The organism is Flavobacterium sp. (assembly GCF_036515215.1).
Taxonomy (GTDB): Bacteria; Bacteroidota; Bacteroidia; order Flavobacteriales; family Flavobacteriaceae; genus Flavobacterium.
Genome location: NZ_DATBVQ010000109.1, coordinates 1 through 18,617, shown reverse-complemented (window position 1 = coordinate 18,617; position 18,617 = coordinate 1). Strand labels below are relative to the sequence as shown.

Sequence of the window (18,617 nt, the reverse complement as noted above, 5' to 3'; positions counted from 1 at the left end):
AAATCAATAAATTGTAGGTTGGCTGCGGGAATTGGGGTTTCCTTATATTTACACTAAAAATACGACATTTTTTTTAAGAATCAGAGAAATAAAAGGTGAAGATAGAAATTGTTTTCTTCATTTTAAGGGCATAGGTTATAAAGTAGTTTGATTTTGTTGCATTCACAATTTCTCAAGGATAAATGTAGCGGTCACCAAAAAAACATTATTGTCCAATAAAGAAAGGGAAAGTCAACAAAGTAACACAGGATGACTTTCTAAACCATTAAGTCAAATTTTTATTACTGATGCGGTTGTCCTGATAGGTAAATTTTGAGGCAAAAATGGTTGAGCACCACAATCAGTGAATTTTCCATACGGCCTATCTTTATTTGATTCGCACAAGATTTTAATTTTTTAATTGACGCCGCAAGCGCATCCGTTTTTTACTTTGGGTCCAACCTTTTTTTCTTTATATAAAAATAGATGCTGAATGAATATGCAATAATAAAAATAATAGCCGTTAAGGAGTTGACTAAATCCTCTGGCAGATTGATTCCGGTAAGTTTTAAAATTAGAAAATGGATATAAGAATTGCTGTTGTCATTATAGCCTAAAAGCCGTCTTACTTCCCAATGCCAGTCGGTCATCGGGCAATAGCCAAAGCCGTACCATATTCCTAAAATAAACCACGAAAAGGCAGTAAGCGATAATGTAATTAAATTGGCAAACCTCCAGCGGGGAATAATCCAGCCAAAAACGTTAAACAGGATAAAGATGCTGTGAAAGAAAAAGAAAAAATAATCGATAAGATGAAGAAAGAGGCTGCTCATGATGACTGGATTATTTACTCTTTACTTATTTTTTGTTTGAGAAGTTTTTAATTTGGTTTTCAAAATATTTTCCTACATCGAATAAATGGATTGAAATGCTCTTAAATATTAAAAAAATAATCCAATTAACGATTCATAAAACCCTTTTCTATAGGTTACTACCGTTATTGACATTTTTCATTCTGTTTATCCATTTCTCTATTTCAACTGCCCAAAACACGATACTTGATGCCAGCAGAGTAATTAGCAGTTCGTATAGGTTAAGTGGCTTGGTCTTGAAAATGACATTTAGAAAAGGTACGTATATTATCATCATTTGAAGTGCAACTGAAAGAAGCAAAGCAGCAATAAGCGGCTTGTTTGAAAACAGCCCGATTTTAAAAAGAGAGTCCCTTTCAGAACGAATGGCCACTACATGGCCTAGCTGACTGAAGCAAATATAGGTGAAAGCAATTGTTTGCCAATGGGAATTTGCATTGTCTATTGCCCAAGCTTGAATTCCCAGTGTTGATATACCCATTAAAAAGCCAACCCATAAAATATGTTTTGCCATACCGCCAGCAAAAACACTTTGTTGTGGATTTCTTGGAGGCCGCTTCATAATATTTGATTCTGCAGGTTCTGACGCCAGTGCCAGTCCGGGCAAACCGTCGGTTATTAGATTTACCCAAAGGATGTGTATCGCTAACAAAGGAATTGGTAATCCAAAAAACGGGGCCAGAAATATTGCCCATATTTCGGCTGAGTTTCCAGTCATGATATACTTGATAAATTTCAGAATATTGTCAAATATTTTTCGCCCGTACATCACAGCAACAACGATTGTGGAAAAATTGTCGTCCAGCAAAATCATATCCGACGCTTCTTTGGAAACTTCGGTTCCGTTTATTCCCATTGCTATACCAATATCCGCGTTTTTAAGCGCTGGCGCATCGTTTACACCATCGCCGGTCATCGCAACAAATTGGTTTCTGGCCTGCAGTGCTTTGATGATTTTTAATTTTTGCTCAGGATTTACCCGTGCATATACGCGAACTTTTTCAACAATATTTTCAAACTCCGTGTCTAATAAGGAAGCAAGTTCTACGCCGTCCAACACTAAATCCTCTTCGGAAGTGATTATTCCCAGTTGTTTGGCAATTGATTTTGCAGTGAGCTTATGATCTCCGGTAATCATTATGGGAATAATACCCGCTTGTTTACACTCGGACACTGCCTGTTTCGCTTCCTCCCTTGGTGGATCAATCATTCCTGCAAAACCTATCAAGGTTAATGAGGATTCTATTTCGTCGAATTTCAGGGTTTTAGGCAGAGCGTCCATTTTTCTCATGGCATATCCGATCACGCGATAGCCTTGCTCCGCCATATTATTGGCTTTAGATTGAAATTCATCAATAAGTGGCTTTTGATTTACTACTAATTTATCTAATAATAGGTCTACTGCACCTTTAGTAATTGAAATTATTCCGTTTTCAGTTTGATGCAAAGTAGTCATGCACCTTCTGGTAGCGTCAAACGGTAATTCGGCAATTCTTGGAAATTTTTTTTCGAGTTCAGTTTTTATTATATTTTTATTGAAAGCAAATTGAACAAGTGCCACTTCAGTTGAGTCGCCTAGCCATTTCCCGTTTTCGCTTTTCGAAACGTCATTGTTCAATGCCATCATATGAAGCAAATCTTCATTTTTGGGAAAAACTGATGTTGAATCTATAAGGGGAGCCTCATAAACTTCTTGTACAGTCATTTTATTTACCGTCAGTGTTCCCGTTTTATCCGAGCAAATATAAGTTACCGAACCCAGGGTTTCAACGGCAGGTAGTTTTCGGATAAGTGCACTGTTTCGAGCCAATTGTTTGGCGCCAAAGGCCAGTGTAATTGTTACTAATGCAGGCAATGCTTCGGGAATGGCTGCTACTGCCAATGAGACGGAGATTAAAACCATATTTAAGAGTGCTTCTCCTCGTAACCAGCCTAGTGCAAAAATCACGGTACAAATAATGAGAATCACAATTGATAACCGTTTTCCAAAAGCAGTTAATCTCTTTTGCAAAGGGGTTGCTATTTCATCGGTTTGAATCATTTTGGCAATCTTACCCAATTCGGTGTTCATTCCGGTCGCCGTAACGTAGGCGGTGGCCCTACCGTTTGTGACAAAAGTTCCCTTGAAGCCCATGTTAGTGCGATCGCCAAGGCTGTACTCTCCTGGGGGAAGTGTGTCGATGTTTTTTACTACATTCTGGGATTCACCGGTCAGTGCCGACTCATCTATTGTTACTTGGTGGGTTTCTATAAAACGTATATCAGCGGGCACCACATTGCCGGTTTCAAGCAAAACTACGTCTCCGGGCACTAAATCGGCGGCAGGAATTTCCATGGTTTTTCCTTCCCGTAAAATGAGGGCATAGTTTGCGGCCATTTTCTTTAAGGCTTCCATTGCTTTTTCTGCCCGATACTCTTGCATAAATCCCACAATTGCGTTGAGAATAATTATGGCTAGAATGATTATAGTGTCTGTTAAATCACCAATGAGACCTGAAATGACTGCTGCCAGAATCAGGATAAGAATCATAAAATCGGTCAGCTGATGAAGCAGCATTTGCAGAACCGTCTTCTTAGCTTTGTCCCTGATCTGATTTTTTCCATATTCAACTAAGCGTTGCGAAGCAATTAAATTATCAATGCCCGAAGGGCTAGTATCTAACAGTCTGGATATTTCAGAAAGGGGTAGAAGGTGCCATTTCATCTGTGTTAATTTTGAATTTAAAATTTGCCTTCAAAAAGTGACAATTTTGCGAGAACATAAATCATATAGAGTATGATTAGGATTGTTGCTTCAATTCTTGAAATTCCCCTCTTGGTTGCCAAAAAAATCAATACCAATGATGTTATTATAAACAAAACAGGTAAGTCGAATTTTATCAGATTACTCTCCATCGAAATGTTAGTAATTGAACTTGCCAGGCCAATTGGTACAAGGATATCAAAAATTGTACTGCCAATGATATTTCCTAGGGACATTCCGGGTGATTTTCTCAATGCCGCGCCAACGGATACTGATAGTTCCGGTAAACTTGTACCAAGGCCAATAATCACAATCCCTACAAAAGATTGTGTAATTCCCCATTTCTCAGCAAAATGCAATGCATTGGAAACCACAAAATGCGATGAAACAATCAGCAATGCGAAGCCAAACACAAGGAACACAGCCAACATTATTGGTTTATAGTGCTGTATTATCACATTTTTACCTGCTTCCTTCGAGTCAGTTTTCAACAGAACTATATAATAAATCAAGTACGTAACCAATAGTAAAAAACCGTCAGTTTTTGAAATTTCCCCATCAAATCCAATGGCAAATAACAGCAACATAGCGGAAATGAGTGCAATGCTGTTACGAATCAACTCTTTTTTGGTGGTAGTGAAGTTTAACAGCAAACCGGATAAACCAAGAATAATACTTATTTGACTTATAGAACTCCCGATTGCATTTCCGGTAATGATTCCCGAGGATTCAATTCCTTTTAGTTGTAGTAAAGCTGCATTAACTGAAACAAAAACTTCGGGCAAATCTGTTCCTATTGACAAAATTGCAAGCCCCACAAATGCGTGGGAAAGATTAAAGCGATTGGCAATTCCAATGGCACTTTTGACCACCCATTTGGTTCCAAGCCACAACCCAATTAATCCCAATATGAAAATTAATCCCTCTACCATCTGAGTTTTATTTTAGTGCTGCAAGTTTGTTTTCACTATTTGGGGTTTATTATTTCATAAGATCATTTACCAGGAATTGTAAGCAAAGGAATTTGAATACGATAGGCCGTTCTTTTTGTTACGCTCTTATGAAATACCTTTTGCCATATTCCTTTCCTTTTTATCGGATTTACAACCAAGATGTCTTTATTATCAGCCATGTTTCTTCTAAAAGAGCCTTTGAAACTTCCTTTGGTTTTCCTTGATACTCTGGGTGAGGGGGTAAAAACCGATTTCAAAGCGAATGAAAGTATGATATAAAATAATTGAGGCATCCAAAAGTGCAGCCAGTTCTACGGCATAATTGATAACATAATCAGCTGCGATGGAAAAATCAGTGGGAACAAGTATCTTTTTTATAAATGTCATAATGCTTTCTAATTAGGGGATTTATATTTGCAAATACATTGTTAAATGGTTATATTTCAATTGTTTATCGATGTGAGATTCTTATTCGAATGTACGGTTTATTTGATGGTTTATCAAGGTTTTTTTTGTGTTTTTTGGGTTAGCTGTATCTAATATGTTTTAAGAAAATAATTATTTTGAATGGTCAGGCACATTTTAGATTTTGTCTTAAGCAAGTAAAAATGAGCCGCTCATTATCTCAAAAGTAGAAGTGCTACTAATTTAAAATAAAAATGCTATCTTGTTGTGCAAAGAATTAAAACAAAACTATGTTTTGGATAGTACTGAGGAATGCCATTTTAATTTGGATTAATTGCGTGTAATTAGGCACTTATTTAATTTGATTTTTTATAAGACTTTACATAAGGCTAAACATAAACGGAACGGTTCTCTATATTTTGACTTTTTATATTTGAAAAACGTAAACACAATGAGCTGCTTTTGTAATGTATACAATGGAGAAAGCATCATAATTTTAATTCAACCGACAATAATTATAGTAAATCATGAAAATAATCTTTATTTCAATTATTCTTCTCGCAACTGCTTTTGCTGGAATTGCCATTAAAATATTGGTAAAAAAAGACGGCAGGTTTTCCGGGACTTGCAGCAGCAACAATCCGTTAATACAAAATGGGGACGAGGCATGTAGCATTTGCGGGGCAAAACCTGACGAAAAATGTAAGTCTTAGTTCAGTTCTTTTATCCATTTTTTTAAGCTTTCGGATGAATATGTTTTCCAGATTCCGTGCTCGTCATAAATAAAATATACTTCCAGTTCTAAGTCTTTATTTACTTCTAAAAATTGTATCGACCTCTCCAATCCCATTACCATAAAAGCGGTGGCATATGCGTCGGCGGTAATGCCATCATCGGCAATCACTGTTGCGCTCAATAAATTCTGTTTGGCGGGGTAGCCAGTTTTAGGGTTGATGATATGGGAAAATTTCTGGCCGTTTTCTTCATAATATTTACGGTAATTTCCGGAAGTGGCAAGGGCTTTATCGTTTAAAATAATTACGGCTTCAAGTTCCCGTTCAGGGCTTTGTTTTTCATCAGGCTTATCGATTCCCACTTTCCAATTTTCATTTCCTTTTTTTCCATTGGCTTTCAGCTCCCCCCCCAGTTCAACTATGTAATTGTCGATTCCTTTGCTTTCAAGGAAATTCGACAAAACATCTACAGAGTACCCCTGGGCTATGGCATTAAAATCCAATTTAATTCCTGGTTTTGCTTTCAAAATTTTTTTTCCTTCAAGTTTCAACATTTTGTAGCCGACAAACTGGAGTAGACTGTCGATTCTGCTTCTTTCTAATGCCTTTTTTTCGGTAGCTCCAAATCCATAGGAATTCACCAAAGGTCCAACTGTAACGTCGAAAAGACCATCGGTTTTTTCTGAAACTTCAACCGATTTATTAAACACATCGATAAAATATTGGTCAACAAGCACAGGGCCGTCTTCATTATTGATTCTTGATATAATTGAGGAGGGAAGCCAAGTCGACATTGATTTGTCAATGTCTTTCAACAGCGAGTCGATGGCCGTTTTGTAATTGATGGCATCATCTGATAAATAGGAAATATGGTAGGTAGTTCCCTGTGCATTTCCTTCAATCTTAATTAGAGATTTCTTATTGGAGTTACAGCTTATAAATAAAGTGGATACGAGAATAAGGAATGGAAATTTCTTCATAAATTGTTTTTTTATCCTCCAAAATCATCAAAAGCAATATTTTCAGGCGGTACGCCAAGCTCGTCGAGCATTTTGAATACTGCGGCATTCATCATTGGCGGACCGCAAATATAATATTCGACATCTTCAGGCGCCTCATGATGCTTCAGATAATTTTCGTATAACACATTATGGATGAAACCGGTATACCCTGTCCAATTGTCTTCCGGCAGCGGTTCCGACAGCGCAATATTGTATTGGAAATTCGGGAATTCTTTTTCGATATCGCGGAATTGATCGGTATAGAAAACTTCCTTTGAAGATCTGCCTCCGTACCAAAAGGAAACTTTTCTGTCTCTTTCTTTTAGAGTATGAAAAATGTGAAATAAATGTGAACGCAAAGGCGCCATTCCGGCGCCACCGCCAATGTAAATCATTTCGTTTTTTGTAGGCTTGATATGGAAATCGCCAAAAGGTCCTGCAATATTTACTTTGTCGCCAGGTTTTAGTGAGAACACGTAGGAGGAGCAAATACCGGGATTTACATTCATAAACCCGCCCGCTTTCCTGTCAAATGGAGGAGTGGCAAGCCTGATATTCAACATAACGATGTTGCCCTCAGCAGGATGATTTGCCATCGAATAGGCGCGGAAAATGGGTTCAGGATTTTTCATTTTCAGATTCCAGATATTGAACTTGTCGTAATCTTCCTTAAACCGGTCGTCAATATTATAAAGGTCTTTTTTAAAATCAATTTCGCAGGGAGGAACATCTATTTGTATATAGGAACCCGGTTCAAATTCCAGAAATTCGGCCTCGGGTAATTTGACTACCAGTTCTTTAATGTATGTGGCCACGTTATTATTTGAAATAACTTCGCATTCCCATTTTTTGATTCCCAATATTTTTTTTGGAATGACTATTTCCATATCCTGTTTGACTTTTACCTGGCAACCCAGCCGCCAATTGGATTGCTGTTGTTTTCTGGAAAAATAGGGCGTCTCTGTAGGTAATATTTGGCCCCCGCCAGATAATACCTGGCATTTGCACATGGCACAGGTTCCTCCGCCACCGCAGGCCGAGGGTAAAAATATCTTTTGATTGGACAAGGTGGTAAGAAGGGTAGAACCCGCTTCCGTTTCGAGCACTTCTTTTCCGTTAATGATTATTTTGACTAATCCGGAAGGGGTAAGTTTCGATTTTGCATATAGAATCAGATACACCAATAGCAAATTGAATATTAAAAAAACAACCACGCTGCTTATCACTGTTGTAATATCAATGCTTAATGTTATCATTTCTTTTATTGATTATAGATTTATAACGTAATTCCCATAAAGCTCATGAATGCAATGGCCATTAATCCGGTTAGGATAAAAGTAATTCCCAAACCTCTTAGAGGTGCGGGGATATTTGAATACCTTAATTTTTCGCGAGTGGCAGATAACGCGACTATTGCCAGAAACCAGCCGACGCCAGAACCCAAGCCAAAAACGGTTGCCTCACCCAATGTGGCGTATTCCCTTTCTTGCATGAATAACGCGCCTCCCAAAATAGAACAGTTTACAGCAATGAGTGGTAAGAAAATACCCAAGGACATGTACAGTGCAGGTGCGTATTTTTCAACAATCATCTCCACCAGTTGTACGATGGAAGCAATGGTTGCGATGAACATGATAAAACTTAGAAAACTTAGGTCAATGGAGGCAAAATCTGCTGACAACCAACTTAGTGCCCCAGCTTTTAAAACATATTTTTCCAGCATATAACAAGCCGGCACCGAAATAAACAAAACAAATATTACTGCAAGTCCCAGTCCTACTGCACTTTTTACAGTTTTGGAAATGGCTAAATAGGAACACATACCTAGAAAATAGGCAAATATCATATTCTCGACGAAAATGGCTTTAATAAAAATGTTTACATGATCCATAAAAAATGCTTTAAATAACGTTTTTATTTGCTTTCAATCAGTTTTTTGTTCCTGCTGCGCTGTATCCAAATGAGAATCCCAACTATGATTAGTGCCATGGGAGGCATAATGACGAGGCTGTTATTAAAGTAGCCCATTTTATACAGCGACTCGGGTATAATACGAAAACCCATCAATTCACCGGAGCCCAGAAGTTCCCTTATCATGGAGACTATAACCAATATTAATCCGTAGCCAAAGCCGTTACCGATTCCGTCCAAAAACGAAGGCCAAGGCTTATTCGCCATCGCGAAGGCTTCCAGCCTACCCATGATAATGCAATTTGTTATGATTAGGCCCACGAAAACAGATAGCTGTTTACTGACGTCGAATACAAATGCTTTTAAAAACTGGTCCACTAAAATTACCATAGCGGCCACAATTGTCAGCTGAACTATAATGCGAATGCGGTTTGGAATAATATTTCTTATCGATGAAATGATAACATTTGAAAAGGCACATACGGTTATTACCGCCATGGCCATAACGATAGACGGTTTCATTTTTACCGTCACTGCCAATGCGGAACAGATGCCTAATATTTGCACCGTTATCGGGTTGTTATCGTTTAATGGGTCATATAAAAGCCGTTTGTTTTTTGGGGAAAACAATGCTTCTTTCGGTTCTTTCGGTTTTGCGGGAACTGCAACTGTTTCTGTGCTCATATGCTGTAGTTTAAGTTTATAAGTGCTGCATCCTTCTGCTTTTAAAATAAGGTATATAATTGAGAAGCGTCCTTTTAAACATTTCCGTAACGCCCTTGCTGGTTACTGTCGCTCCCGAAATGGCATCTACTCCATGCATATCATCGGGAGAGGCACCGCCTTTAATAGCTGTCACCGAAACAAAATTTCCTGCCTCATCAAATATTTTTTTTCCGACAAACTGCTGTTGAAATTTTTCTGTCTCAATTTCGGCGCCAAGTCCAGGAGTTTCGCTTTTGTGTCCGAAGCTGGCGCCATAGATGGTGCTCATGTCTGCTTCCAGTGAAATGTATCCCCATATTGGTCCCCATAATCCCTTTCCTCTCACAGGAATTATGTAAAAGGTTTTCCCTTCTTTATTGCAAATGAAGAGAGGAAATAATTGCTCATCAGTTTTACCGGTTTTTATTTTATCGAGTTCTTTTTTAAGGTCTATATCAAATGCGGCAACTTTACCGTTTATTTCTTCTCCTTTATTGTTTAAAACAATCTGTTTAGTGATGTATTGGTTGAAAAGTTGCTCCGTCTCGGCCGTTTCAGCGTGAACGGAAACGCTTGTTAGAATGTTTTTCATTTTCTCTATCCTAATGTTTTTTGCCTGATACGGAGCAAGACTTATGGCGGTCACAGATAGAAGTACTGCAATTACCACCACCATAACAGAGGAGAAAAGAAACGTGGCTTTATTGCTGTTTTTATCCATTTTGATTTTGTATTGGTTTTACCCTTTTTAATCTTCGTTTAATATTTGCTGCAACGACATAATGATCGATTAGCGGAGCCATCACATTCATGAATAAAATGGAAAGCATCATCCCCTCTGGATAGGCTGGGTTAAAAACCCTGAACAGAATGGCAAACATTCCGATCAAGAAACCATAAATGTATTTTCCAGTGTTTGTTTGGGCTGCACTAACCGGATCGGTGGCCATAAAAATGGCTCCAAATGCGAATCCCCCTAAAACTAAATGATGTAGAGGTGTCAAGTTCATTAGCGTGTTCAATCCGAACAGATTAAAAATAAGTGCCATTAGAAAACCGCCAACGAAAACGGATGACATGATCCGCCAGCTACCGATGCCGGTATATAATAATATAGCCGCGCCAATTAAGCAGGCTAGTGTTGAAGTTTCGCCTATGGAACCGGGAATGGCTCCAATAAAAGATTCCATCGTGCCAGGGATTTTATCTGCCAGACCTGCAGCGGCATCTCCCAAAGGTGTGGCCCCGCTATAAGCATCGACCACATTCTGTCCTTGATCATGGTTTGTACTTATCCATACTTCATTTCCCGACATTTTACTTGGATAAGCAAAAAACAAAAAGGCCCTGGCCGTAAGTGCAGGGTTTAGGATATTCATACCCGTTCCTCCAAAAACCTCTTTTCCTATGATGACTGCAAAAATGGTTGAAACTGCCACCATCCACAACGGCACGCCAACAGGCATTACCAGTGGAATCAACATTCCGGAAACCAAAAAGCCTTCATTTATGGTATGTTTTCTTATTATGGCAAAAATAAATTCGGTTGTCAAGCCGGCCCCGTAAGAAACGATAACTAAGGGTAATACTCTGATGGCGCCAAAAGTAAAATTATCGAACAAGGAAACACCCGTGATCCCCAGCGCTTGATAATGTTGGTAGCCAACATTCCAAATTCCGAATAAAAGGCAGGGAACTAAGGAAAGCACAACCAAGATCATGGTGCGTTTTAAATCGATGGCATCACGTATATGAGCGCCTTTTCCCGCTGTTGTATGGTCTGGAACAAAGAGAAAGGTTTCAAACGCGTCAAATGCCGGATAAAATTTTTCCAGTTTCCCCCCTTTTTCGAAGTTGGGTTTTAATTTGTCCAGTAATTTTCTAAGTGCCTTCAAATTCAAATGTTTTTGATTAAAACTTCATGAATCCGGTCGTTTACAACAGGTTTCGTAATAATAAACTCCTTAATAATTTTGCTATTCCTTCTGTTTAAGAATTAGTTATGACTTCAAATAAATTGAAGCTACTTGAACTCCTTGCGAACAATATCGAGTCCCTGACGTACGATGCTTTGTGATTTTATCTTTGAGGTGCACACCAATTCGCAGAGGGCGAAATCTTCTTCAAGTACCTCGTAAATGCCCAACTTTTCCATCATGTCTACATCCTCAATCAATATTGATTTTAAAAGTTGCACAGGATATATATCCATGGGGAATACCTTTTCGTATTGTCCGGTCATTACAAAGGGCCTTTCTTCACCGTGTAGGTTGGTGTTTAAATCGTATTTTTTATCTGGTGTCAGCCAAGAAAAGAACGTGCGAGACATACTGAATTTATTGAAACCTGGAGTCAGCCAGCCCATAAACTCAAATTCATGACCTTCTGGGATGACCGTTATTTGGGAATCGTAAAAACCCAAATACCCATCAGCAGGAATTTGGGTGCCGGTAAGTATATTGCCGCTGATGATTCTGTTATCTGCCTTTTTTAAACCGCCGTCAGCAATAATGTTTTTTATGGAACAACCAATGATGGTTTTATAATATTTTGGTTTGTTGATTTGTGAACCTGTTAACGCGATTGTTCTTGTCGCGTCAAATTCTCCCTCATTAAATAATTTCCCAATGATCATCACATCTTGAGGAGCGATGTACCAAACCAGTTCTCCTTTGTTGATAGGGTCTATATGATGAATTTGAACACCAACATTCCCGGCGGGATGAGGGCCTGATATTTTATTGATCTGGACAGCCTTTGCATTTGAAAAAACGGATGCAGGGCTAGGATTGGGGCGTACGTTCAAATGAATTTTTCCGTCAGTTAATTTTTTTATGGCATCCAAACCGGTTTGAAAATCAATTTCCCTACCAGACATGATAAAATCATTATCTGGCGCTAACGGACTACTGTCAAATGCCGAAATAAAGATGGATTTTGGATTTTCGTCGGGATTGGCTATAACACCATAAGGACGTTGGCGGATAAATGGCCAAACACCACTTTTTAAAAGCATTGCAACAACTTCTTCCCGGCTTAATTGGCTGGGATGTGATTTATGAAAAGGAATATGCCTAATATCCCTATCGGCCAGAATTTTAATTTCGATTATGGCTCTTTTGTTTCCGCGAAGTATTTCGACCACCTCACCACTAACTGGGGAACATATTGTAATGGCTTCATTGTTTTTATCGTAAAATAAAGGAGTACCTGCCTGAATGTTATCACCTTGTTTGACCAAAAGTTTTGGGATGAGACCAATAAAGTCCATTGGTTTAATTGCATATATATCAGCTAGAGGCATGTCCAAAACGGACTTGGCGGCTTCCCCCATCAATTTGAGATTCAATCCCCGCTTAATTTTAATATATTCACTCATACATTAACTTTATTATATTGGGCATTCCTGATCTGAAACCTGTAGGGCTTAATAGGTTTAACAGTCTTACTATGAGAAGATTGGTTTTGCCCTACGAAAGGACTAATCTAGTGAATTTAGGGAGAAAAAGCAACAAAAATTTCAATTTTGGCAAAAATGTCCCGCAAGAAGCCGAATTTATTTATTGTGTCGGCCAAATGCCTAAAATTTTGTTAATACGACCGGTAGCGATTTAATTTAGCTCGTTTCCACAAATCCCATTGTAAGCCCATGCATTTAGGTTTGCGATAGTAGTATTCGCGATTCCCTGCAATGCTTCATTGGTAAGAAATCCTTGATGTCCGGTAACCAGTACATTGGGAAAGGAGCGGAGTATGGTGTATATTTCATCTGAAATTTTTTTGTCAATATGGTTGCGAAAGAATATCTTTTTTTCGCCCTCATACACATCCAAGCCTGCAGCCGCAACGATTTCATCTTGTAGCGCCTCAATCAAGTCCTCCGTGTTCACTATTTTTCCCCGTGCGGTATTAATGAAGATGACTCTTTTTTTCATCAGTGCGAAAGTACTTTTATTAAACATGTATTTTGATTCCCTGTTCAGCGGGCAATGCACTGATATCACATCTGAATTGATGCAAACTTCTTCCAGTGTCGTATAGCTAATGTCCAACTGCTGTTTCAGTTCTTCATTTTCAACCGGGTCACACGCCAAAATCAAACAACCAAAGCCATGCATGATCTTTGCAAAAGCACTTCCTATTTTCCCAGTCCCAATAATTCCCACTTTTTTTCCATACAGGTCAAAACCAATCAAATGGTCCAATCGATAGTCACCCATATTCATAAGTTTTTGACCTAATACAATTTTTCTGTTTAAAGCCATGAGCAAGGCAACTGCATGTTCAGCTACCGAAAAATGAGAATAGGTAGGCACATTTGCCACTTTGATCCCCAGCGCTCTTGCCCTTTTTAAATCGATGTAATCATAACCCACAGAACGCAGTGCAATGTACCTGACCCCATTGAAATATAATTTTTCGAGAATTGCTGCGGAAGCATTATCAGCGGTGAATAATGAGATCCCTTCAAACCCTTTTGCAAGGCTTACGGTATCCTCGCTTAGGGCTTGGTCGGTATAGGCAAATTCAAGTTTGCCATGCATTGCATTTTCGATAATTGGTCTGTCAAATTCATAGCTGCTGTACATTAAAATTTTCATGATGTGCTTTTTTTAGATTCCCAAATCAAATACTGTTCATTTATAAAAGAGTAACTCTAATTTCAATTTACTGCCGTTCAATTTTTTCTTTTACATAAGTAAGCAGGCTCTTTAGTGTAGTGGTCTTTCCATAATCCTCTTCCGGTATTTCAATTCCTAATTTTTCGTCTAATGCCACAATAAATTGCAAAGCGTCAAACGAGTCAATATTGAGGGTTTCCCGAATGTTTTCATCGGGTTTCAATTGTGAGGGATCGGTTTCGGGTGCAATCCTTTTCAAGAGTTGAAAAATGGTCTGTTTGATATCTTGCTCATTCATAACGAATCGGGGTTTTGTAAGTGTTTGTTTAATGAACCCAAGAACCGGCTTCCGGTTACACCATCCGTGGCGCGATGATCGCCAGCCAGCGTAACCTGAACTACGGAACGGATTCCCAACATGCCGTTTTCTGCAAAGGCTTGTTCCGTAATTGCCCCAAAACCAATGATGGCAACCTGCGGCGGATAGATTATGCCAAAAACAGCATCAGCGCCACCTTCACCAATACTCGTCACTGTAATGGTGGATTCGCTGAGTTCAGAACTCCTCAATTTTAATGCCCTTGCCCTCGGGATGATGTCGTTTAGAACTTCCATTATTTCATCTACATTTTTAGAGTCGACTTCGTGAATAGCCGGAACGATAATTCCCCCTGTCCGCATTGAGACCACAAATCCAATGTTGATATCCTTCTTTGGTAGTAAGCCATTGTTCCAGATTGCATTCAAGTCCGGGAACTCCTTCAAGGATTTCGCAGTTGCTTTTAGCAGAAGTACAACAGGCAGCAACCTTTGTTTTACGGAGCGTTGCGTATTGGCTTCTTTTAACCAAGCCAAAGCTTTTGTGAGATCTATCTTTTTTTCCAGATAGTAATGCGGAATTTCCTTGTTTGACTTGCTCATGGCAGCTGCAACGGCGGAGCGGATGTCCTCTACGGAAGCGCTGCTTTTTTCTTTGCTAACTTGGATATGGGCTGTTTTTCCTGTAGCAATTTCTCCCCGTTCTATCATTGCGTTTTCTACATCTTCCCTGGTAATGGCACCCTCCGCTCCAGTTCCTTTCAGCAGCGACAAGTCGATATGATTTTCGACAGCAATTTTTCTCGCCAGTGGCGATATTTTGACTCTTGATTCAAGCTGTTGTTTTTTCGAGATTTTTTCTTCTGTTGGTTGTAATTTTATCGATTCCTTTTCTGCGATGTTTTCTCTTTCTGAAGCTGCAGCAGTGGGCCTTATCAGAGCCATTATGGTTCCCACGGGTACTTTGGTCCCCTCTTGGATCAACAATTTTTCGATGGTGCCCTCTTCAAATACCTCAATCTCGATCAATCCCTTTTGCGTTTCCACCTCGGCAATGATATCACCGCGTTTTACCGTATCGCCAGGATTTTTTTTCCATTCGATCAGGGTACCGTCTTCCATATCTGCACCCAAAGTGGGCATGGTAAATTCAATCATGGCTCATCATTTTTTTTACGGCATTTACAATGTCAATTGTTTGTGGAATGGCTTTTTCCTCCAGATGAATCGGGTAGGGAATGGGTACTTCAATGCCGCATAGCCTCTGAACGGGGGCATCCAAATCGTAAAAGGCTTTTTCCATAATTCGAGACGAAACTTCCGAAGAGATGCTGACGGATTTCCATGCTTCTTCGACTATAATTGCCCGATGCGTTTTAATAACCGATGCCAAGAAAGTGTTGTCATCCAAAGGGCGCAAGACCCGCAGATCAACGACTTCGGCATCGATACCCATCTCAGCTAACTGAGTTGCAGCCTCCAAACTTTTATAAACCCCCGCCCCATATGTGATAATTGAAACGTCTTTTCCTTCCCTTCTTATTTCTGCTTTGTTAATATTTACCGGGCTGGGATCAACAGGGATTTCTTTTTCCAAATTTAGCATGGCCGTATATTCGAAAATAATGACAGGGTCAGGGCTTTCCAGTGCCGTATGTAGCATGTTTCTTGCATCTTCATGCGTGCCGACAGACAGGACGATCAAGCCCGGAACGTGTGCATAAAAGGGTTCCCAGCTATGGGAATGCTGCGCGGCCAATTGCCTGCCGATACCACATCCTATCCTTATTACCACCGGCACATTTACCTGTCCGCCAGTCATGTGCAGTAAAGTAGCGGCATTGTTGACAATTTGGTCCAAAGCCAATAAACTGAAATTGACTGTCATCACCTCTATAATGGGCTTCATCCCAGCTATTGCGGCTCCAATTCCCGCCCCCACGAAACCGGCCTCGGACAGCGGCACGTCTATTATCCGTTCCTCTCCAAACTCCTGCAACAGCCCCTTGCTTACGGCAAATGCCCCACCGTAACGTCCTACATCTTCACCCATCAAAAAAACGCGTTGGTCATTTTGCAAGGCTTCACGAAGACCTTGTTTCAAAGCCTCCCGATAGGTACTGATCGTTTTTTTGATGTCGGTTTCCATTTTCTGTAAGTCGGTTCTTTAAAAAAGATTTTCATTGCCTTTCCAACGGCTTAATGTGGGCAAGATATCTAGAGCCTCTTGAATTGCAGCATCGGGAAGTTTCAATTTCTTCATTTGCATTTCGGAGGTTTCCATTATTTGGGCCAGTGTCAAATTAGGATCTGTAAACCCACCCAGATCGTAACAAAACTTGCAATATTCCTCACTTTTCAAACCATTTTTTTTGGTTCCTTTTATGGCATCGTTATCAAGAGGGATGCCACAGCTTTGACATAATGTTATGATTTCCATAGGAATAGTTTTTAGTTATTAATTAGATTTCCGTTTTATCTTCCCCTTCAAATTGTGCTATGCCTTTTGAACAGGGTCATGTATCTGTTTTTTAGCCGTCATCTTCGCTGTAAACAAATTTGGTCAATTGGTCGAGGGGTTCCCAAGTTCCTGCCTCTGCAAAGTCTACCGCTAACTTAATTTTCATTTCAATTTTCATCTCAAAAGCTTCAATTTCGTTTTCAGTGATCCATTTTTTTTCCAAAAGGTGTTTTTCAAACTGTGGAATTGGATCTCTTTTTTTCCATTCTTCAACCTCTTTTTTATCACGATACAGCTCGGCATCAAACATCGAATGCGCCCGAAAACGATAGGTATTGCAAACTAAAAAATAGGGCCGGCCACTGCTTCTTACTTTTTGCACCGCGGCATTTGCCGCATCCATAACCGCCAACAAGTCCATTCCATCCACGGCTGAAGATTCAATTCCATATCCGGCACCTTTTTTTTCCAGTTCCGTGATGGCGTGTGAATACCGAATGGCGGTACCCATGGCATACAAATTATTTTCGCAAACAAATAGAACAGGTACTTTCCATAGCGAGGCCAGATTCATAGCTTCATGAAATTCACCCTCTGCGGCGGCCCCTTCGCCAAAAAAACAACAGCAGATGTTCGTCTTTTTCTGTTTCTTGAATGCCAATGCCATTCCTACAGCCATGGGTAAGTGACCGCAAACTATGGCATTGCCGCCATAAAATTTTTTTTCGACATCAAATAGATGCATCGATCCTCCGCGGCCGCGGCTACAACCTTCCCTTTTGCCAAACATCTCGGCCATGATGATGTCGGGATCAATTCCGCGCGCCAAGGCATGGCCATGTTCCCTATAGGTGCCCAATACATGGTCATCCTCATCTAATGCCTGATTGACACCCACGGCAACAGCTTCCTCGCCGATATACAAATGCAGGAATCCTCTTATCTTGGCTTTAGTATACTCTTCGGCCGCTTTCTCCTCAAACCTCCTTATCAGAAGCATTTGGTATAACAGGAGTAATCCTTTTTTTACGTCGATGGGTTTTGGTAGTACAGCTGAATTTGTCATATTATTTTTTTTACCAGGATTGAATTAGAATGTAAAATGCCCATTTTCTTGTCTTCAACAGTTTTTTATAGGGGAAAGGCATAATAGTAGAACGTTGGGTCTCCCGCATATTTCCCTTGGAGCATTATTCCGCCTTGTTGCGATTCAACGGCTTCAACGAAGGATTTGACAGTATTTATCGGTCTTCCGTTGACGGAGGTAATTACAAAGCCTTCCCTTATGTCCGTATTTCTCTTGAGCTTGCCATCATAAAGTTTTATGATTTTTAAGCCATTGCTGATATTGTAAATTTTCTGGTCTTGCCTGGTGATCTCGGCAAGTTCAACTCCCAATTCCCTCAGCAGTCCCTTTGCTTCAATCATCGGAGTCTTGCTGATTGCCGGCTGTTTTTTGAGCGTCGCGACGACTTCCTTTTTTTCTTTACCGTTTCTGATTAGTGAAATTTTGATTTTTTCTCCCGGACGTTTTCGCATGACAATTTCATGTAATTTCGAGGCGGTAACCGTTTCAATGTCATCAATGCCGATTATCACATCTTTCGCTTTGACCCCTGCTTCCTTCGCGGCACCGTTCGCCATGACGCTGTCAACATATACACCGTTCGCTCGGGCGCTATTTATCTCTTTGGCAAGGTCACTATTCAGGTCCCGAATGCTGATTCCTAAGAAGCCCCTCTCCACGGATCCAAAATTCATAAGATCGTTAGTGACTTTTTTCACAATGTCTGCGGGAATGGCAAAAGCGTAACCGGCATAAACTCCGGTGGGCGTTGCTATCGCAGTATTGATGCCAATCAGTTTTCCCTCTAATGTAACTAAGGCCCCGCCGCTATTTCCAGGGTTGACAG

At 39.9% G+C, this 18,617-nt stretch carries 19 protein-coding genes; 1 reads left to right on the top strand and 18 read right to left on the bottom strand.

What is annotated here, in order from left to right; genetic code table 11:
- Positions 1-425: 425 nt before the first annotated feature.
- The 4 genes from VIH09_RS07465 to VIH09_RS07450 all read right to left on the bottom strand — a co-directional run bounded on the left by VIH09_RS07465 (position 426) and on the right by VIH09_RS07450 (position 4,934).
- The gene (locus VIH09_RS07465; protein WP_331579456.1) at positions 426-812 is read right to left on the bottom strand and encodes a DUF2784 family protein; all 387 of its coding nucleotides are present in this window, start codon (positions 810-812) and stop codon (positions 426-428) included.
- 148 nt (positions 813-960) lie between these two features.
- Positions 961-3,555: a calcium-translocating P-type ATPase, PMCA-type gene (locus tag VIH09_RS07460; RefSeq protein WP_331579454.1), complete on the bottom strand. Its 2,595-nt coding sequence runs from the start codon at positions 3,553-3,555 to the stop codon at positions 961-963.
- A 17-nt stretch (positions 3,556-3,572) separates the two neighbouring features.
- Positions 3,573-4,526 carry a sodium:calcium antiporter gene (locus VIH09_RS07455; protein ID WP_331579452.1) on the bottom strand — a complete coding sequence of 318 codons (954 nt, stop codon included), beginning with the start codon at positions 4,524-4,526 and terminating at the stop codon, positions 3,573-3,575.
- A 207-nt stretch (positions 4,527-4,733) separates the two neighbouring features.
- Positions 4,734-4,934, bottom strand: coding sequence for a universal stress protein (locus VIH09_RS07450; RefSeq protein ID WP_331579450.1), 201 nt, complete (start codon positions 4,932-4,934; stop codon positions 4,734-4,736).
- A gap of 545 nt (positions 4,935-5,479) precedes the next feature.
- Between VIH09_RS07450 and VIH09_RS07445 the strand changes: the two genes are divergently transcribed.
- On the top strand, positions 5,480-5,665 hold the full coding sequence (locus tag VIH09_RS07445; protein ID WP_331579448.1) for a membrane or secreted protein: 186 nt from the start codon (positions 5,480-5,482) through the stop codon (positions 5,663-5,665).
- Here VIH09_RS07445 and VIH09_RS07440 read toward each other — a convergent pair.
- The 14 genes from VIH09_RS07440 to VIH09_RS07375 form a co-directional block, all read right to left on the bottom strand.
- Positions 5,662-6,666, bottom strand: coding sequence for an FAD:protein FMN transferase (locus VIH09_RS07440; protein ID WP_331579446.1), 1,005 nt, complete (start codon positions 6,664-6,666; stop codon positions 5,662-5,664). The two genes, VIH09_RS07445 and VIH09_RS07440, sit on opposite strands and share 4 nt — an antisense overlap.
- Before the next feature lie 11 nt (positions 6,667-6,677).
- Entirely contained in the window at positions 6,678-7,943 is a 1,266-nt protein-coding gene (gene nqrF, locus VIH09_RS07435; protein WP_331579444.1) for an NADH:ubiquinone reductase (Na(+)-transporting) subunit F, read from the bottom strand.
- A 20-nt stretch (positions 7,944-7,963) separates the two neighbouring features.
- Positions 7,964-8,578, bottom strand: a complete 615-nt coding sequence (nqrE, locus tag VIH09_RS07430) for an NADH:ubiquinone reductase (Na(+)-transporting) subunit E (protein WP_331579442.1) — start codon at positions 8,576-8,578, stop codon at positions 7,964-7,966.
- 23 nt (positions 8,579-8,601) lie between these two features.
- Positions 8,602-9,282, bottom strand: coding sequence for an NADH:ubiquinone reductase (Na(+)-transporting) subunit D (locus VIH09_RS07425; RefSeq protein ID WP_331579440.1), 681 nt, complete (start codon positions 9,280-9,282; stop codon positions 8,602-8,604).
- A 16-nt stretch (positions 9,283-9,298) separates the two neighbouring features.
- On the bottom strand, positions 9,299-10,024 hold the full coding sequence (gene nqrC, locus VIH09_RS07420; RefSeq protein WP_331579438.1) for an NADH:ubiquinone reductase (Na(+)-transporting) subunit C: 726 nt from the start codon (positions 10,022-10,024) through the stop codon (positions 9,299-9,301).
- Positions 10,017-11,198, bottom strand: a complete 1,182-nt coding sequence (locus VIH09_RS07415) for an NADH:ubiquinone reductase (Na(+)-transporting) subunit B (RefSeq protein WP_331579436.1) — start codon at positions 11,196-11,198, stop codon at positions 10,017-10,019. Before VIH09_RS07415 ends, nqrC begins: the two co-directional genes overlap by 8 nt.
- 128 nt (positions 11,199-11,326) lie before the next feature.
- Positions 11,327-12,682, bottom strand: a complete 1,356-nt coding sequence (locus VIH09_RS07410) for a Na(+)-translocating NADH-quinone reductase subunit A (RefSeq protein WP_331579434.1) — start codon at positions 12,680-12,682, stop codon at positions 11,327-11,329.
- 232 nt (positions 12,683-12,914) lie between these two features.
- The gene (locus VIH09_RS07405; RefSeq protein ID WP_331579432.1) at positions 12,915-13,904 is read right to left on the bottom strand and encodes a 2-hydroxyacid dehydrogenase; all 990 of its coding nucleotides are present in this window, start codon (positions 13,902-13,904) and stop codon (positions 12,915-12,917) included.
- Between the two features lie 67 nt (positions 13,905-13,971).
- Positions 13,972-14,223, bottom strand: coding sequence for an acyl carrier protein (locus tag VIH09_RS07400; RefSeq protein WP_331579430.1), 252 nt, complete (start codon positions 14,221-14,223; stop codon positions 13,972-13,974).
- Positions 14,220-15,401 carry a dihydrolipoamide acetyltransferase family protein gene (locus VIH09_RS07395; RefSeq protein ID WP_331579428.1) on the bottom strand — a complete coding sequence of 394 codons (1,182 nt, stop codon included), beginning with the start codon at positions 15,399-15,401 and terminating at the stop codon, positions 14,220-14,222. The genes VIH09_RS07400 and VIH09_RS07395 overlap by 4 nt, the downstream gene beginning before the upstream one ends.
- The gene (locus VIH09_RS07390; RefSeq protein WP_331579426.1) at positions 15,394-16,392 is read right to left on the bottom strand and encodes a pyruvate dehydrogenase complex E1 component subunit beta; all 999 of its coding nucleotides are present in this window, start codon (positions 16,390-16,392) and stop codon (positions 15,394-15,396) included. The genes VIH09_RS07395 and VIH09_RS07390 overlap by 8 nt, the downstream gene beginning before the upstream one ends.
- An 18-nt stretch (positions 16,393-16,410) precedes the next feature.
- On the bottom strand, positions 16,411-16,683 hold the full coding sequence (locus VIH09_RS07385; protein WP_331579424.1) for a zinc ribbon domain-containing protein: 273 nt from the start codon (positions 16,681-16,683) through the stop codon (positions 16,411-16,413).
- Positions 16,684-16,774: 91 nt separating this feature from the next.
- On the bottom strand, positions 16,775-17,770 hold the full coding sequence (gene pdhA, locus VIH09_RS07380; RefSeq protein WP_331579422.1) for a pyruvate dehydrogenase (acetyl-transferring) E1 component subunit alpha: 996 nt from the start codon (positions 17,768-17,770) through the stop codon (positions 16,775-16,777).
- Between the two features lie 65 nt (positions 17,771-17,835).
- Positions 17,836-18,617 (bottom strand): PDZ domain-containing protein (locus VIH09_RS07375; protein ID WP_331579420.1); only part of this gene is annotated, 782 nt, incomplete at its 5' end.

What these genes read in the sequence shown, in the direction of transcription:
- VIH09_RS07465 (WP_331579456.1), bottom strand. Translation starts at nt 812, where the DNA reads ATGAGCAGCCTCTTTCTTCATCTTATCGATTATTTTTTCTTTTTCTTT.
- VIH09_RS07460 (WP_331579454.1), bottom strand. Translation starts at nt 3,555, where the DNA reads ATGAAATGGCACCTTCTACCCCTTTCTGAAATATCCAGACTGTTAGAT.
- VIH09_RS07455 (WP_331579452.1), bottom strand. Translation starts at nt 4,526, where the DNA reads ATGGTAGAGGGATTAATTTTCATATTGGGATTAATTGGGTTGTGGCTT.
- VIH09_RS07450 (WP_331579450.1), bottom strand. Translation starts at nt 4,934, where the DNA reads ATGACATTTATAAAAAAGATACTTGTTCCCACTGATTTTTCCATCGCA.
- VIH09_RS07445 (WP_331579448.1), top strand. Translation starts at nt 5,480, where the DNA reads ATGAAAATAATCTTTATTTCAATTATTCTTCTCGCAACTGCTTTTGCT.
- VIH09_RS07440 (WP_331579446.1), bottom strand. Translation starts at nt 6,666, where the DNA reads ATGAAGAAATTTCCATTCCTTATTCTCGTATCCACTTTATTTATAAGC.
- nqrF (WP_331579444.1), bottom strand. Translation starts at nt 7,943, where the DNA reads ATGATAACATTAAGCATTGATATTACAACAGTGATAAGCAGCGTGGTT.
- nqrE (WP_331579442.1), bottom strand. Translation starts at nt 8,578, where the DNA reads ATGGATCATGTAAACATTTTTATTAAAGCCATTTTCGTCGAGAATATG.
- VIH09_RS07425 (WP_331579440.1), bottom strand. Translation starts at nt 9,282, where the DNA reads ATGAGCACAGAAACAGTTGCAGTTCCCGCAAAACCGAAAGAACCGAAA.
- nqrC (WP_331579438.1), bottom strand. Translation starts at nt 10,024, where the DNA reads ATGGATAAAAACAGCAATAAAGCCACGTTTCTTTTCTCCTCTGTTATG.
- VIH09_RS07410 (WP_331579434.1), bottom strand. Translation starts at nt 12,682, where the DNA reads ATGAGTGAATATATTAAAATTAAGCGGGGATTGAATCTCAAATTGATG.
- VIH09_RS07405 (WP_331579432.1), bottom strand. Translation starts at nt 13,904, where the DNA reads ATGAAAATTTTAATGTACAGCAGCTATGAATTTGACAGACCAATTATC.
- VIH09_RS07400 (WP_331579430.1), bottom strand. Translation starts at nt 14,223, where the DNA reads ATGAATGAGCAAGATATCAAACAGACCATTTTTCAACTCTTGAAAAGG.
- VIH09_RS07395 (WP_331579428.1), bottom strand. Translation starts at nt 15,401, where the DNA reads ATGATTGAATTTACCATGCCCACTTTGGGTGCAGATATGGAAGACGGT.
- VIH09_RS07390 (WP_331579426.1), bottom strand. Translation starts at nt 16,392, where the DNA reads ATGGAAACCGACATCAAAAAAACGATCAGTACCTATCGGGAGGCTTTG.
- VIH09_RS07385 (WP_331579424.1), bottom strand. Translation starts at nt 16,683, where the DNA reads ATGGAAATCATAACATTATGTCAAAGCTGTGGCATCCCTCTTGATAAC.
- pdhA (WP_331579422.1), bottom strand. Translation starts at nt 17,770, where the DNA reads ATGACAAATTCAGCTGTACTACCAAAACCCATCGACGTAAAAAAAGGA.